The organism is uncultured Flavonifractor sp., from assembly GCF_944387675.1.
Taxonomy (GTDB): Bacteria; Bacillota; Clostridia; order Oscillospirales; family Oscillospiraceae; genus Flavonifractor.
Genome location: NZ_CALXFV010000003.1, coordinates 1 through 15,075, shown reverse-complemented (window position 1 = coordinate 15,075; position 15,075 = coordinate 1). Strand labels below are relative to the sequence as shown.

Genomic DNA, 15,075 nt, shown 5'->3' with positions numbered 1-15,075 from the left:
ACCCCTGCTGCGGGCGGCTTGCAAAAAGCCGCCCGCTTTTTTATCCAGCCTGCAATCATTTTCCCCATTCCGGCGCTTTCTTGGCAGAAGGGAGTGAATGGTATGCCCAGTCTCAACGGTCTTCCCCTCTCCTGTGAGGAGATTTTGGGCCGTTACGGCCCGCTGGTCTACCGCATGGCCATCCAGGGTACCGGCAACCGCTCTGATGGGGAGGACGTGGCCCAGGAGGTCTTTGTGAGCCTGATCCAGAGTGACCCCACCTTTACCGACGACACCCACCTGCGCGCCTGGCTGATTCGGGCCACCGCCAACCGCTGCAAAAGCTGGGGCCGGTCCCCCTGGCGGAAGCGCACCGTCCCCCTGGATACGTTCCGGGACGCCGCCTCCCCGCCCTCTGACGGCTCCGGCGTGCTGGAGGCGGTGGCCGCCCTCCCCGGCAAATACCGCTGGCCGGTATACCTCCACTACATCGAGGGGTATACCGCCGGTGAAATCGGCCAGCTGCTGGGCTGCCCCCGGAACACGGTGCTCTCCCGGCTGAGCCGGGCCAGAGCCAAGCTGAAGGATGCGCTGAAGGAGGAATGGTCATGAACAGCGAGCAGCGCTATCGCAGTACCCTGGGGGGGATGACTCCCTCCCCCGCCTGGCAGAAGGAGACGCTGGAGGCCATGCAGGCGGCTCAGACCCGGCGGAAGCGGCCTTCTCTCCGCCGTCCCCTCACCTTTGCCGCCGCTGCGGCGGTGCTGGTCCTGGGCATTACCGGCGGCGTCTGGTGGTCCAGCCGGATGGAGCCGGACCCTGACGGTCCCGGCGTGGCCCAGACCCCGGAGCCGGCAGTGACCCCTACCCCCACCACCCAACCCTCCGCCGGCTGGGGGGAGAGCTTCCTTCTGGTGGCCGACCTGGCCCAGCAACTAGGCAGCAATCCCACCGCCGGACACACCTATGAGCTGACCCAGCTGCCGGTGTACACAAATCCCCTCCCCACCGAGCGGGACCAGCGGGCGGCGATCCAGCGGTGGGCGGCGGAGCTGGGTTATACCATCTCCGGTCCCGACTCCTACACCTGGCGGACCAGCAGCGGGGAGAGTACCATGGGCAGAGATCCCGTTCTGGAGGCCACATGTACCGACGGCACCCGACTCCAGCTGACAGGTCTGAGCACTCTGGCCATCTACGACGCGCCCGACCTGTCCGCCGTGGCGGAAAGCGTGAAGCTTATCCTGCTCCGGAACGGCGCCTCCGATACCACCGGCACGCCGGAGCTGGCGGAAGAGAGCCTGACCACCTACAATTTTGATGGTGAGGCGCAAACCACCCAGGTCACCTTTCTGACCACCCCCGACGCCTCCGTGGCCGACCGCCTCTATTCCTATAGCTTTTGGCGGATGGAGCTTACTCAGAGCCAGCTCACCATCTATCTTCCCCCCGCCGACAGCGGAACCGTCTATCCCCTCCGCTCCCCCGACGACGCTCAGGCCGCCTTTCGGGCCGGGGATTACTGGGGGGGCTGCACCACCGCTTATCCGGACCAGGCCCAGATCCTGTTCGTCTGCCTGGAGTACGATATCACCCCGGGCCAGCCCTATCTCCAACCGGTATACCGGATTCTCTACACCCAATCCTACTGGGATGAACTGGTGGCCGACTGGGTGTTCGACGGGGTAGATCCCTCCCCCTACATGGGGCTGGGCATCGCCTACGTCCCCGCCATTGCGCCGGAATACCAGGATGAGGTACCCTATCAGCGGTACTTCAACGACGGTCTGGCCCACCACACGCCGGAGGATCTGCCCTGACGGGCATGCAAAAAGCGCCTTGGAGCGGTTTTTCCGCTCCAAGGCGCTTTTCTCTTGTCTGGGTTTACTGGGCCACAATCACCCGGATGCGCCCGCCGGCGCTCTCGGCCTTGTCGTACCAGCCGGTGAGGCTGTAGTCCCCGTTCTGAATTCGGGACAGGGTGGTGAGTTGATAGTCCCCATTCACCAATACATAATATGCCACCGTCTCAGACAGAGCGTACTGTCGGTTGTCGGCGCCGATGGCCACGCTGCCGCTGACCCCGGACAGGCGGAGCTGGTTCAGACCCACCAGCCGCTCAATGCTGGCGTCCCCGTCCAGCTTTATCTGGCAGGGACCCACCTTCACGTTGAACACCGAATCGGAGGAGCCGAAGACCTGCTCCTGTCCGCCCACGTCGTAGGTATAGGAGGAGCTGACCATAAAACCGCCGCCCGGGATGGTCACGTCCACCTCCTCCGCCTTGGTGACCACACCGTACTGGTGCAGGTCGCCGGTGACATTGTTGAGGATCAAATGGGTGATCTCCCCCTGGCCGTTGCGCACATAGTAGCGCACCATATCGTCGGTAAAGCTCACTCCCGCCAGCCGCTGGGGGTAGACCCGTAGAGGCGTGCGCGCCTCATAGGTGTCGATGATCTGCACGTCGTCGGCCAAAGGCTCACTGCCCAGCTTGGTGCCGTCGCTGCTCATTTTGCCGGTGAGGCGCAGCTCGGACAGGCGGGTGACGGAACCCGTCCCGGCGGTATCCACCTGCACCAGGTCGCCCACGTCCAGGGTAGTGTTGGTGGTCTGGTAGCGGTAGCTGCCGCCGTTGGTGGCGGACACCGTCACAGTGCGGGCGGTGTAGGTGCCGCCCTTTCCATCGCTGTAGGCGGTGTTTTCCGCCTTGGTGACTACCCCGTACACCACGGTACCGGCAGCCTGGGTATCGCCTACCGCCGCCACGCCGCCGGCGCGGCCCAGCAGCAGGGTCACAGTGTCGCCCAGCTGCCAGCCCCCCAGATCAGACAGGGCATAGGCGGCGGAAGCGGTCTCAATGGCATAGGTCTTGCCCGCCACCGTAACGGAGGTGGGGGCGGTAATGGAAGGAGAGGCCGCCTCATAGGTGCCGGTCACCTTGTCGCCATAGGCCCACACGGTGCGCATGGACTCCGACCAGTAGACCACATCCTGGTCCTGAATCCGGTCCAGGCTGGACTGGCTGCCGTTGCGGTAAACCTTGGCGGCGGAGGATGCAAAGGACAGCTGGCTCTGCCAGCCGGAACCGGCCACCACCGGCCCCTCCATGGCGGAGTTGATGAGGGCCACCAGATCCAGCTCCCCGGCGGCGTTCACCAGGCTCAGGGTGGGCTCCAGCACGTTGAGGTAGTAGGTGCCGGAGAGATTTTTGGTGAGCAGCAGGTTGTAGAAGAGGTACATGGCATCCCGCCGGGTCATGCTGTCGTTCTGCCCCAGGGAGATCCCCTCATTGAGCTTCAGCGCCCGGTACTGGGCCATCTGGCCGGAGGGCCAGACTCCGGTAAACGTGCTGTCTTCATAGCCCAGCAGCCGGAGGATCACCGTCACCCCCTCCGCCAGGGTGATGGTGCGGTCGGGGTTGAAGTAGCCCCGCAAATCCCCCTGCACCAGGCCCAGGTCCACCGCCGCCTTGATGTACGGGGCGGCCCAATGGGTCTGGGGTACGTCGGGATAGGGTTTCACCGCCACCGTGTCCCCCACGGTGTCCCGGCTGGTGGAGGCGGCCACCGCCAGCTTGGCAAACTCCGCCCGGGTGAGGGTGCGGTCCAGGGCCAGATCTCCGTTCTCGTCCCCAACCATGATGTCCAGGGCCGCCAGCACCTGGGCGGCCTCCTCCGCCGGGGCGGCGGCCAGAGCTGCGGGCGCCAGACCCAGCAGCAGCACCACGGCCAGCAGGCCGGATAACAGTCGTTGTTTCATCTTTTTTCTCCTTCTCACGGAAATGGAACCTGTGGACGGGTCCGGGACCCGTCCCTGTCCCTTAATCATATACCAACCGTCCCCGTCAGGCAAGCTATTCATACCGCAGCGCGTCAATGGGATTGAGCTTGGCGGCCTTGTTGGCAGGCAGATAGCCGAAGAGAACCCCGATGCCCACCGACACGCCGAAGGACACGGCGATACCGCCCGGGGTGGGAATGGCCGCAAAGCCCTCCGCCCCGCTGACCAGAACACCGGCCAGCACCGTGAACAGATTGGCCAGCAGGATACCCAGAAGGATGCCGATGATCCCGCCGATGGCGGAGGTGGTGGCCGCCTCAATGATAAACTGGCCGCGGATGTCCCGACCCTTGGCCCCCAGGGACTTGCGGATGCCAATTTCCCGGGTGCGCTCGGTGACGGAGACCAGCATGATGTTCATAATGCCGATACCACCCACCACCAGGGAAATGGCGGCGATGATCACCAGGATGGTCATCAGCACGCCCAGCATGGAATCCATCATCTCCATCATCTCGGCCATGGTCATTACCATGTACGCGCCCTCATCCTGATAAATGCGATAGAGCATTCTCTCAATGACGCCCTTGGCGGCGGAGGAGGTCTCCTGGCTGGTGCTGGTCACCAAGTAGTTCTGCATCCCCACACCGGCTCCCAACTGGCCGGCCAGGCCGTAGGGCAGGTAAATGACATCATCCCCGCTGCCCTCTGTGGAATCGGCCTTTTCCTTCAGCACGCCGATTACGGTATAGGGAGACCCGCCGATGGTAAGGGTGCCTCCCAGGCCCTTCCCCTGAAACATAGCCTGGTCCAGATAGGCGCCGATGACACACACCTTCTGCTCCCGCTCCACATCCACGTAGCTGAGAAAGCGGCCCTGGGCCACCGACTCGCCGTTGACGGTCTGGTTTTTTTCACCGTTGTAGAAGGTCTCACTGACGCCGTAGACACTGGTGCGCTCATACTCGTCCGCCCCCTGCCGCACAGCGGCGGTGGCGGACAGGTAGGGGGACACAGAATCCAGATACTGGGGATACTTCTCCGCCAGGTCATAGAAGTCGTCGGCCTCCACCTCCCGGCTGGTGCCGGTGGGAAAGACCATCACCTGGATGAGGTTGACCCCCACCTGTTCAAACTGGGCGTTCATGTACTGCTCCATGCCGTTGCCCAGGGAGACGATGATAATCACCGCCGCCACGCCGATGATGATGCCCAGCATGGTGAGCAGGGCCCGCATTTTGCTGGTCAGCAGGCTTTTGATGGCCAAGCGGAAGGACTGGCCCATCTTCATACGCCCACCTCCCCTTCCTCCTCGGCGGGCTGCACTAGGGCCTTGGGGTCCCTGGCGTCCCCGTCATAGATGATTTTCCCGTCCTGGAGGCGGACAATGCGCCTAGCCTTTACGGCAATGGTATTGTCGTGGGTGATGAGCACCACGGTATTTCCCTCGGCATTGAGCTTCTGGAGAAAGGAGAGCACCTCCCGGCCGGTGCGGGAATCCAGGGCGCCGGTGGGCTCGTCGGCCAGAATCACCGAGGGATTGCCCGCCAGAGCCCGGGCAATGGATACCCGCTGCTGCTGGCCGCCGGAGAGCTGGCTGGGCAGGTTCCTGTGCTTGGCCGCCAGGCCCACCCGCTCCAGGGCGGCCATGGCCCGCGCCCGCCGCTGGCTGGAGGACAGCCCGGCGTAAAGCAGAGGCAGCTCCACATTCTCCAGTACATTGAGTTTGGGAATCAGGTTATACTGCTGGAAGATAAAGCCCAGCATCTTGTTGCGGATTTCCGCCTGCTGGTCGTCGTCCATAGTGGACACGTCCACGCCGCCCAGATGGTAGCTGCCGCAGGTGGGGACATCCAGGCAGCCGATAATGTTCATGGCGGTGGACTTGCCGCAGCCGGACTGGCCCACAATGGCCACGAACTCTCCCTCGTCCACTGTCAGGGTAACACCGTCCAGGGCGTGGACCGCCTCATCCCCCATCTGGTAAATTTTATATACGTCTCTGAGTTCAATGAGATGTCCCATGGCTTACCCCATCTCCGCCGCAATCATATCCATCATGCTGGAGCCCTGGGGGCTGAGGGCCACCACTGTCTCGCCCTCCTCCAGACCGTCTACAATTTCGATGTAGTTGTCGTCGTTGCGGCCCAGAGTAATCTGCCGCTGCTCGGTGGCGGAGAGGTCGGCAACCAGCCCGTTCTCGTCCAGACAGCCGGGCAGAGCCACCAGCACGGTGTCGCCCCGCTCCACCGCCTCCACCGGCAGGGACAGGACGCTGCCCGCCTCCTCCACGATGATCTTGGCGGATACGTTCATGCCGGGGTAGAGTTCCTCCGGAGCCCCGTCCACCTTGACGGTCACGGGATAGCTGGTGTTGCCGTTGACGGTGGTGCCGTTGATGTTCACCTTGTCCACCACGCCGGTAAAGCTCTGGCCGTCCAGGGCATTGGCGGTAATCTCCACCTTCTGCCCCACCCGGATCTTGCTGATGTCCCGCTCGTCAATGCTCATGTCAAAGGTGAGCTCAGAACGGTCGTAAATCACCGCCGGGTAGGTGACCGTGGTGCCGTTCGCGGTGACGCCGCTGATGTTGTCTCCCACGTCCAGGTTCTTCTCGATGACCTCACCGGTAATGGTGGAGGTAATGGTATAGTCCTCCAGCTTATCCTGGGCGTTCTGCAGGGAGAGCTGGGCGTTCTCCAGGGCAATGCGGGCATTCTCAATCTGGGTATCCAAATCCGCTTCGGAGATGACGCCGATGACCTGACCTTCGTACACCCGGTCCCCCTCTTTTACCGAGAGGACATCCAGATCGCCGGAGGCCTTGGCGGTGATTTGGGCGGAGGAGGCGTAGGCAAAGGCCCCGCCGGAGGCGCAGGCCGCCCCGTTTATGCTGGCCGATCCCTGGCTGGTCTCGGACAGCACGCCGGGGTTATTCACCAGAATGGTCACCTGCCGCACCAGGGTACCGCCGGGTCCCACCTCGTCGGTGGCGGCAATCTCGTCCACGGTACCAGAGATGGTCTCCGCCGTGCCGCTGACGGTGACGGTGGCCCCCTGACCCACGAAAAAGCCTGCGGCGTCGGCGGAGTGGAAGGGAAGTTTCAGCTTCATGTGGTCCCGGTCCAGCACATCGGCAATCAGGGTACCCACGGTAACGCTGTCCCCCTGGTCCACATAGAGCTTGGTGATTACGCCGGCGTCCTCCGCCTTCACATTTCGGTCCTTCCGGTTGTCGCTCTGAGTCTCCAGCAAATCGTCCAGGGCCAGCTGGGCGGAGCGAACGTTGAGCTGGAGCTGCTGGATGCTGCTCTCCAGGTCCCGGGCGTCAATGCGGAAGAGCACATCCCCCTTCTGGACAGTCTGTCCCTCCTCAAAGGGGGCCTCCAGAATCTCGCCGCTGATAAGGGTGGTGACCTTGTAGGACTGGGCGGGGGCGATGGTACCGGTGCCGGATACCGAAACGGTCATGTCCCGCATCTGCGCCGTATAGGGCAGATAAGCGCTGCTGAGAATCTGCTGCCCCGCCCCCACGCACCGGGAGAGCAAAAAGGCCAGAATGGCCGCGATAACCAGAAGAATCACCAGGCGTTTGACCCACTTGCGCTTCTTCTTGGGTGCCTGAAACAGCGGTGCCTGCTTCTCCGGTTCCGCCGGTGGGGCCGACGGGGCGGCCGGTTTGGTTTGGGTTGCTTCCATACTGGTTTCTCCTTTTCTTTGCTGTGGCTCAAACAGCGGGGCCGCCCGGATGGGCGCCCCACCGAGGGCTCCTGATCTGCGCCTGCGCCGGATATTCCATCGGATTTCGGAACATTTTACTCTTAAACGCGCTGTCAATCCGGAAATTCCGCCTGCACGGCAGGCTATTTCGATTGTACGCCCGCCCGGCGGTCCTGTCAACCGCGGCCATCCGAAAACTCCGCCGGCAGCAGGCGGGCTGCGGGAAAGCTGTCGTTTTCCAATCCCCCCCCGCCCATTCAGAATAGCAAATTTTTTATAAGGCGCCATCAAGGAAGAATTAAAGTTTTCTTAAAATCTGGCAGTTTGCGGACCCGATCTCTCTTCTCTCCCATAAAGGGGCAAGAAAAATTTTCATATTTTCAGGTATATCCCCTCTCCAGTCTGTCCACAATAGGCTTGGAGGTGCTAAAGAGCATGAAAAAACCATTTCATCAGCGTTTGGGGGATTTTATTGAGGGGAAAGGCTTCTACATCGTCCTGCTCCTCTGCGTAGCCGCCATCGGCGTGTCGGGCTGGTATCTGTTCTCCTCCTTCCGCCCGGAACAGGACAATACCCCCGTGGCCGGGCAGATTCAGATTGCCGTCACATCCACACCCAAGACCGCCGCCCCGGCGGTGACGGCGGCGGTACCCCCCGCCACGGCCACGGCCAAGGCGGAAGCTACTCCCAGAGCCACCGCGGCGCCTGCGGCCACGCCGGCCCCCACCGTGCCGGCCACGCCCGCGCCCGCCACCGCACCCACCGCCTACCTGTGGCCGGTGCGGGGTGATGTCCTCACCGCCTACAGCGTGGATGTCCTGGCCTACGATCCCACCATGGCCGACTGGCGGACCCACACCGGCATTGATATCGCCGCCAGCGCCGGCACGGAAGTACGGGCCGCGGCGGCCGGCACGGTGGCCAGCGTCACATCCGACGTGATGATGGGTACCACCGTGGTGGTGGACCACGGCGGCGGCATGACCACCACCTACGCCAACCTGGCCTCGGTACCCACAGTGGAGGCGGGAGATGCCCTGTCCTCCGGCGACATTCTGGGCAGCGTGGGCAACACCGCCATCGCCGAAAGCGCCCTGCCCGATCATCTCCACTTCAGTATGGAGAAAGACGGCGCGCCTGTGGACCCGCTCTCCTATCTGACCAAATAATTCCTTCCTTTCCTCTCTTGCGGCAAGGGGCGCCCCCAAAAGGGGCGCCCCTTGCCGCAAGTGCGCGGGAAAAGCGGCCGCATTTCTCGGCCGCCTTCCGCAGTGGATTTCATCTACCGCCGGACGATTTTGATCACCAACACGGTGCGGTCGTCCTCCGTCCCGCCCTGGGCCAGACTCTCCTCCAGCAGGGCCTGGGCCAGCTCTTTGGGGCTGGACCCGTCAAAGGCAGTCAGGCGGTCCCGCAGCCATTGGTCTGCGCCGCCGGCAATTATCCCGTCGGTGATAAGGGCGACGCAGTCGCCCGCCTCCAGCCTGAGCTGAATCACGTCCGGCAGGCCCCCTTCGCCCCCCGCCAGACCGGCGGGGAGGGCGGCGCCGGTCATCCTGCTAACCCCGCCGCCCTTCTTCACATAGGTGGGGGCGGCACCGTACTTATACACGGCCGCCTCTCCGGTAAACAGATCCACCCGCAGCAGGTCAACGGTGGTAAAGCCGATCTCCTCCTCCCCCCGAAGGGCCAGGGCGGCACTCACCGTCCGCAGGGCGTTCTCCGGCCGCACCCCGGCCCGGAGAAACTGCTCCAGCAGGCGCACCGCCAGGGTACTCTCCCGCTGGGCCAGCCGGCCGGAGCCCATACCGTCGCACAGCAGCACATAGAGTGCGCCGTCGTCATGCTTGAACCAGGCGCCCGTATCCCCCGACACCATCTGACCGTCTTTTTTCCGGCTGGCCGCTCCCGCCACCGCCATCAGCGGCTCGCTCTGTACCAGCACCAGCCGGTCCCGCCGGTCCCCCTCCACCACCCGCAGGGGGAAGTTGACCAGCCGGGAGAGCTTTTCCACACTCTGCTCCTGTCGCAGGGGCGCCAGGCCCGCCCCCTCCAGCTCCAGACGCAGGTGGCCCGCCTCGTCGTAATAGGCCGCCAGCTCACACTCCACTCCCTGGGCGGTGAGGTACTGGCGCAGCCGCTTCTCCCGTACCGGGTCGGGAATGAGTTCCGCCCCCAGTTCCGCCGCCGCCGTCCCCAGGACCTGTGCCAGCTCCCCGTATTGCCGGCACACCGCCGCCCGGTTCTCCCGCATCCGGCTCTGGTACTGCCGGCGGCAGAGCAGGGCAGCCACCTCCTGGTTGGCGGCGGCCAGAAACTCCGAAAACTTGACACAGCGGTTGGAAAAGTAGGCGGGGAAATCGCCCCCCTCTCCCCTGCCCCGGTCCAGTATGGCGGGCAGGGCGTCGTTGAGGGCGTTGAAGGTGGATACATAGTCCCGCTGCCAGCAGGCACTCTGGAGTGAGCAGTGCTTGCACACCTTGTCCGCCGCCCGGTCAAACACCACGGCGGCGTCGCCGTCGTTGGGCGGCGCCGCCCGCAAGGTAAGGCGCATGGACTCATACAGGCCCTTGAAGGCGGCGGCGGTCTCCTCCAGTCTGAGGCGGACATAGGCCCTGGCCCGCTCCCGGGTGTCCTGCCTGGGTTGGGCGGTCACCAGAGCCTCCACCTGCCGCAGGACCCGCTGAGGCAGCAGCAGGAAGAGTATCGAAGCGGCAAACACCTCATAGAGCAGGGCGATATGCAGCCCATCCCCCCAGCTCCACAGCACCGCCAGGGCGTTGGACAGCACGTAGGCCACCGCCGACGCCAACCGTCCCTGCCGGTGGAAGGCCCCCGCCATCACCCCGGACAGGGCATAGGCCATGGCATAAAAAGGCATGCCGCCAGCGGCCAGGTCCATACCCAGTCCCACCGCCACACCCACCGTGGCCCCCACGCCGATGCCGCCCCGGCTGGCGGTGACCATCACCGCCAAGGCCCCCGCCAGCCGGCCGGCGGACAGCTCTCCCGGCAGCATCAGGCTTGACAGGGTAAGCAGCAGGGTACCCGCCAGGATCAGCAGGCTTACCGTCTGGCGGGAGGTCAGCCCCTCCTCCTCCCGCTTTTCCGTCCAGGGGGTGAAGGCGATGCGGTAGAAGTAGGCCGACGCCCCACACAGCAGCAGCTCGGTGCCGAAATAAATCAGGCTGGACGCCGTCCATCCCTGGTCGGAGAGATAGACAAAGCCGGTAATCCCGTCCATGGCTGCGGCGGCCAGAGGCATAAACCAGGCCTTCCGGTAGGCGCCCACATCAAAAAAGGCAAATGCCACCGAAAAGGTCAGGATGCAGGCCGCCGTGTACCGCAGTCCTTCGGGCAGGCCCTGCATGGTGAGATAGCCGAAGCAGGCCCCCAGCAGGGCGCAGAATCCGTCCAGCCCCGACCCGGAGGCCCCCACCAGCCCCAGCCCGAAGGGGGCGTATCCCCCAAAAATCTCCGCCCCCGCCAGCAGCGCCCCCAGCAGAAACCGGATCACACACTCCGCCGCCCGCACCAGCGCCGGCGCCCGGAGCACCACCCGCCCCGTCTCCCGGGCCTCCTCCCGCAGTCGGGCCGCTCTGGTCCTCCACTTCTCCTTTGTCGCCATGGTTCCTGTCTCCTTTGCCTGGGCTTGTCCGCCCTGTGTCAGAGACAGTATAATCCATATTCTGGAAAAATAGCGTCGGAACCGGGAGGCACGCGCCCCCCGGTTCCGGTTTACCGTATCACAATATCCACATAGGCGGAGGTGGTGGCGTCCAGCACCGCCATGTATCCGCAGCGGAAGGCCATCCACTCTCCCACCGCCACCTGTCCGCCGCAGTCCTCCACGTCCACGATCAGGTGGTCGGAGCTGGCTCCGATCATCTCCGCCCCCGGCAGTATGGGGGTGAGGGCCGCCCATGCCACGTCCTGCTTTCCGGCGGCACAGATGGCCCGCAGGCGCACGCCCCGGTCCGGGTACTCCGGGGTATCCCCCTTGCCGTCCCGGCCGTGCTCTCCGATGGGGACCGAGGGCTTGCGGCGCAGCTCCACCACCTGGGCATAAAAGGTAAAGGCGTCGTGGTGGTACCCCGCCAGGAAGCGGCTGCCGGTGGTGTCCTCCCCGTAGAGCACCGCCTCCCCCACCCGGAGCTGATTGACCCCGTCAGGGAGAATCCCCTCCTCCAGCAGCTTCAGGGTGCAGGTGGAGCCGCCGGAGAGGGTGGTGATGCGGAAGCCGTAGGTCTGATTGAGATAATCCCGCAGCTCTACCAGAATCCTCGTATTTTCCACCGAGGGCAGCACGCTGCCGTAGCAGCCCACGTTGGTCCCCAGCCCCACCAGCTCCACACCGGGGCAGGCCTTGATCTGGGGGGCAATCTCGTCCAGCTGCTCCCTGCCGAACACTCCCTCCCGCAGATCCCCCACATCCACCATCAGGATGATGGGGTGGACCTTGCCCTGGCGCAGGGCGGCCTCTGACACCGCCTGAATGGTCTCAATCTGGCTTTGCAGGCTCCAGTCCGCCCACCGGACCACCTCCTCCGCCTCGGTCATGGCCGGAATGCGGATAAGCAGGTATTTCAGGCCGGGTATGGCTTTTTTGGCGGAGACGATATTCTTCATCCGGCTGTCGGCAAAGGAGGTAATGCCCCCTGCGATGGCCGCCCGAATCACCTCCGGCCGGGCGGAAAAACCCTTGGTGACAAAGGCCAGCTCCACCCCCCGCTCCGCACAAAAGCGGTGGAGCTTTTGTGCGTTTTCCGTTATCTTTCGGGTGTCGATCTCCAGGATAGGCGCATACATGACACGTTCCTCCCCTTCCCTCCGGATATCTCCATAATACCTGCTCCCAGACCTGATGGCAAGGAAATCTTTCCCGGGCACTTGACAAGTATGTACATGTGTGTTATTACTGTATATGTCAAGTATATACAGTATGACAGCAAGAGGTGCACCATGGATATTCTCATCAGCAACTCTGGCGGCACGCCCATTTACGACCAGATTACCCGGCAGATGAAGGGCCTTATCCTCCGGGGGGAGCTGGCCGAGGGGGAGGCCCTCCCCTCCATGCGGCTGCTGGCCAAGGAGCTGCGCATTTCGGTCATCACCACCAAGCGGGCCTATGAGGAGCTGGAGCGGGAGGGATTTATCACCACCGTGCCGGGAAAGGGATGCTTTGTGGCCCCCCGGAATCTGGAGCTGGTGCGGGAGGAGACCCTCCGCCGGGCGGAGGAGCATCTGTCCCAGGCGGTGGAGATTGCCCGCACCGGCGGCGTCACCCTGTCCGAGCTCATCGAGACCCTGCAACTTCTGTATGGAGAGGACGAACATGAATAACGCATTGGAAATCTCCCATCTCACCAAGGATTACGGCTCCTTCAAGCTGGACGATGTGTCCTTTACCGTACCCGGCGGCACCATTATGGGCCTGATCGGGGAAAATGGGGCGGGCAAATCCACCACCATCAAGTGCATTTTGAACCTGATCCACCGGGACGGGGGTACCATCACCGTCTTCGGACGGGATACCCTCCGGGAGGAGCGGGCGGTAAAGGCGGACATCGGTGTGGTACTGGACGAGGTGCTCTTCCACGATTTGCTCCGGCCCCGTCAGGTGGGAAAGATCCTGTCCGGCCTGTATCCCAACTGGGACGAGGCGCTTTTTACACACTACCTGGAGAAGTTCGGCCTCACCGGGAAGAAGACTGTGAAGGAGTTCTCCCGGGGCATGAAGATGAAGCTGGCCATTGCCGCCGCCTTTGCCGCCCAGCCCCGGCTGCTCCTTCTGGACGAGGCCACCTCCGGCTTGGACCCGGTGGTGCGGGATGAGATCCTGGACGAATTCCTGGCCTTCATCCAGGACGAGGACCATGCCATCCTCATCTCCAGCCACATCACCAGCGATCTGGAGAAGGCGGCGGACTACATCACCTACCTCCACAAAGGCAGGGTGGCCCTGTCCGGGGCCAAGGACGAGCTGCTGGACAGCTACGGCAAACTGGTGTGCGGCAGAAGCGCGCTGGAGCAGGTGGACCAGGCCCTGCTGGGGGGCGTCCGCACCGGGCAGTTCGGCTGCGAGGCTCTGGTAAAGGACCGCCGCGCCTTTGCCAGGCGCTATCCGGCCCTGACGGTGGATTCCGTCACCCTGGAGGATATCATGGTCCTGACCGGAAAGGGGGATGCCCAATGAAAGGACTGCTCTACAAGGATATCGTGGTGCTGAGAAAGCAGATCTCCACCCTGCTGCTCTTTGTCCTGGTCTACGGCGGCTTCTGCGTGACCGGGGTGTTCGACTTCTCCATCATCGGCGTCCTGATCGCCGTGTTCGGCCTCACCATTCCCATGTCCTCAGTAGCTCTGGATGACGCCTCCCACTGGGATCGGTACGCCGCCGCCACCCCCGCCGGACGGAAGGGCATCGTGGCAGGAAAATATCTCTTCACCCTGCTGGTCATCCTGGTCAGCGGCCTGGCAGGCATCGCCATCATGCTGTTGCTCTCGCTGACGGGACTTACCGACAGTTCGTTCCAGGAGCTGATCGCCGTCACCGCATCCTGTGCCGCAGCCGCCCTGCTGCTGGATGCCGTTCTGCTTCCCTTCCTGCTGAAATACGGTGCGGAGCGGGCCAGGGTCATCAGCATGGTCACCTTTGTGGCCATTTTCGGCGGTTTCGCTCTGCTGGGTGGACTGGCCAGCCACGGCGTCCGCCTGCCCCAGTTCCCCGGCTGGCTGACAGCCGCCCTGCCGGTAGCGTTCGCCCTGACAAGCGCGGCGGCCTATCTGATCTCCTTTGCAATCTCCCTGGGCATCTATCAACGAAAGGAGTTCTGACCCCGTATGAAGCTGACTCCCGACCACATTTATCAGCTGGAGTCCAACAAGGTGGACTATCTCATCCCCGGCGGGGAGATGATCAACGAGTTTCTGGGGGAGGGTCCGGAGGCAAAGGTGTGCTCCCAGCTTTGGGTGGCCTCCCTGGTCACCTCCGCCCTTTGTCCCGGCACCACCGTAGGTCTGTCCCGCATCGCCGGGACGGACCGCTTTCTCCGGGACTGTCTGTCGGAGGACCCGGCGGCCTGGCTGGGAACGGCCCACGCCAAACGCTGGGGGGCCGACCTAGGCTTTTTATTGAAGCTGCTCCACTCCCGGGACCGGCTGCTCATTCAGACCCACCCCGATGGAGCAAAGGCCCAGAAATATTTCGGCCAGAGCCACGGCAAGGACGAGGCGTGGTACGTGCTGGCCGCCCGGCCGGGGTCCTGCATTTGGCTGGGCTTTCGCCCCGGCGTCACCCGGGAGCGGTTCCGGGCGCTGATTGAGGCACAGGATTCCCCCGGGATGCTGGACTGCCTCCACAAAATAGAGATTCAGCCCGGCCAGGTGTATTTTATCCCCGCCGGCACCGTCCATGCCCTGGGCAGCGGCTGTCTGGTAGCGGAACTCCAGGAGCCGGTGGATCTGACCCTGCGGGCGGAGTACATCCGCCCTGACGGCTCCCGGCTGCCCAAGGAGAGCATGTACGGCCCTGCGGGAATGGAGGGGCTGATGGATTGCTTCACCTTCGACTGCCTGAGCCGGGAAAA

General features: G+C 63.7%; 13 protein-coding genes. 7 read left to right on the top strand and 6 right to left on the bottom strand.

Translation table 11 applies throughout. The features are described 5' to 3' along the window. Positions 1 to 102: 102 nt before the first annotated feature. A complete protein-coding gene (locus Q0J74_RS00655; protein WP_297209047.1) occupies positions 103 to 591 on the top strand; it encodes an RNA polymerase sigma factor in 489 nt (162 codons plus the stop codon). Then, the gene (locus Q0J74_RS00650) at positions 588 to 1,799 is read left to right on the top strand and encodes a hypothetical protein (RefSeq protein ID WP_297209043.1); all 1,212 of its coding nucleotides are present in this window, start codon (positions 588 to 590) and stop codon (positions 1,797 to 1,799) included. Before Q0J74_RS00655 ends, Q0J74_RS00650 begins: the two co-directional genes overlap by 4 nt. 64 nt (positions 1,800 to 1,863) lie before the next feature. Here Q0J74_RS00650 and Q0J74_RS00645 read toward each other — a convergent pair whose 3' ends face one another. From Q0J74_RS00645 to Q0J74_RS00630, 4 genes are all read right to left on the bottom strand, one after another. Further along, positions 1,864 to 3,741 (bottom strand): S-layer homology domain-containing protein, encoded by a 1,878-nt coding sequence (locus Q0J74_RS00645; protein WP_297209040.1) that lies wholly within the window; start codon positions 3,739 to 3,741, stop codon positions 1,864 to 1,866. Positions 3,742 to 3,835: 94 nt separating this feature from the next. Then, complete coding sequence (locus Q0J74_RS00640; RefSeq protein WP_297209037.1) at positions 3,836 to 5,053, bottom strand: ABC transporter permease; 1,218 nt, start codon at positions 5,051 to 5,053, stop codon at positions 3,836 to 3,838. Continuing rightward, the gene (locus tag Q0J74_RS00635; protein ID WP_297209034.1) at positions 5,050 to 5,787 is read right to left on the bottom strand and encodes an ABC transporter ATP-binding protein; all 738 of its coding nucleotides are present in this window, start codon (positions 5,785 to 5,787) and stop codon (positions 5,050 to 5,052) included. The genes Q0J74_RS00640 and Q0J74_RS00635 overlap by 4 nt, the downstream gene beginning before the upstream one ends. Before the next feature lie 3 nt (positions 5,788 to 5,790). After that, a complete protein-coding gene (locus Q0J74_RS00630) occupies positions 5,791 to 7,461 on the bottom strand; it encodes an HlyD family efflux transporter periplasmic adaptor subunit (RefSeq protein WP_297209032.1) in 1,671 nt (556 codons plus the stop codon). Between the two features lie 456 nt (positions 7,462 to 7,917). Between Q0J74_RS00630 and Q0J74_RS00625 the strand changes: the two genes are divergently transcribed. After that, the gene (locus tag Q0J74_RS00625; protein WP_297209029.1) at positions 7,918 to 8,652 is read left to right on the top strand and encodes a M23 family metallopeptidase; all 735 of its coding nucleotides are present in this window, start codon (positions 7,918 to 7,920) and stop codon (positions 8,650 to 8,652) included. A 113-nt stretch (positions 8,653 to 8,765) separates the two neighbouring features. Here Q0J74_RS00625 and Q0J74_RS00620 read toward each other — a convergent pair whose 3' ends face one another. Both Q0J74_RS00620 and Q0J74_RS00615 read right to left on the bottom strand, forming a co-directional pair. Next, positions 8,766 to 11,111 carry a SpoIIE family protein phosphatase gene (locus tag Q0J74_RS00620; protein WP_297209026.1) on the bottom strand — a complete coding sequence of 782 codons (2,346 nt, stop codon included), beginning with the start codon at positions 11,109 to 11,111 and terminating at the stop codon, positions 8,766 to 8,768. Between the two features lie 110 nt (positions 11,112 to 11,221). After that, on the bottom strand, positions 11,222 to 12,292 hold the full coding sequence (locus Q0J74_RS00615; RefSeq protein ID WP_297209023.1) for an alanine/ornithine racemase family PLP-dependent enzyme: 1,071 nt from the start codon (positions 12,290 to 12,292) through the stop codon (positions 11,222 to 11,224). 153 nt (positions 12,293 to 12,445) lie between these two features. Here Q0J74_RS00615 and Q0J74_RS00610 point away from each other — a divergent pair, with 153 nt between their 5' ends. The 4 genes from Q0J74_RS00610 to Q0J74_RS00595 form a co-directional block, all read left to right on the top strand. Further along, positions 12,446 to 12,829: a GntR family transcriptional regulator gene (locus tag Q0J74_RS00610; RefSeq protein WP_297209019.1), complete on the top strand. Its 384-nt coding sequence runs from the start codon at positions 12,446 to 12,448 to the stop codon at positions 12,827 to 12,829. Beyond that, complete coding sequence (locus tag Q0J74_RS00605; protein ID WP_297209016.1) at positions 12,822 to 13,682, top strand: ABC transporter ATP-binding protein; 861 nt, start codon at positions 12,822 to 12,824, stop codon at positions 13,680 to 13,682. Before Q0J74_RS00610 ends, Q0J74_RS00605 begins: the two co-directional genes overlap by 8 nt. After that, positions 13,679 to 14,323, top strand: a complete 645-nt coding sequence (locus Q0J74_RS00600; RefSeq protein ID WP_297209013.1) for an ABC-2 transporter permease — start codon at positions 13,679 to 13,681, stop codon at positions 14,321 to 14,323. Before Q0J74_RS00605 ends, Q0J74_RS00600 begins: the two co-directional genes overlap by 4 nt. A 6-nt stretch (positions 14,324 to 14,329) precedes the next feature. Further along, a partial coding sequence (locus Q0J74_RS00595) for a type I phosphomannose isomerase catalytic subunit (RefSeq protein ID WP_297209010.1) occupies positions 14,330 to 15,075 on the top strand: 746 nt, incomplete at its 3' end.